This window comes from Mesorhizobium sp. M1E.F.Ca.ET.063.01.1.1, from assembly GCF_003998155.1.
In the GTDB taxonomy this organism is placed as follows: Bacteria; Pseudomonadota; Alphaproteobacteria; order Rhizobiales; family Rhizobiaceae; genus Mesorhizobium.
This window is the reverse complement of record NZ_RZSC01001779.1, coordinates 1-389: the sequence shown is the minus strand read 5'-3', so window position 1 is coordinate 389 and position 389 is coordinate 1. Positions and strand designations below refer to the sequence as shown.

1 protein-coding gene is annotated in these 389 nt (G+C 66.6%); it reads left to right on the top strand.

All coding sequences use genetic code 11. From position 1 onward, the window contains the following. Nucleotides 1–35: 35 nt before the first annotated feature. The coding region (locus tag EOA29_RS40840; RefSeq protein WP_127222626.1) for an NAD-dependent epimerase/dehydratase family protein at nt 36–389 on the top strand (354 nt) is incomplete at its 3' end.

Here is a 389-nt window from a genome sequence, read left to right as displayed (position 1 = left end):
GTTTCGGCTGAAGTGGTTTCAGCTAGAGTTCCGGCATGAACATCCTGATTCTCGGTGCGACCGGCTTCATCGGGTCCGCCGTCACAAGAAGACTTGCGGAGGAAGGCCACCAGGTCACTGGGCTTGGACGCGAGCCGGCGCGCGCGGCGCTGAAGATGCCGCAGGTGCGCTGGCTGAAGGCCGACCTCGCCGGCATGACGCGGAGCGTGGACTGGCAGACCGCGCTGGATGGCCAGCGGGCCGTGGTCAATTGCGCCGGCGCCCTGCAGGACGGGCTCGCCGATGACCTGACGGCCACCCAGGAAAAAGCGATGCTCGCTCTCTATGAGGCCGCGCGCGACCGGGAATTGCTGATCGTCCAGATCTCGGCGGACACAGCGGGAACCGGC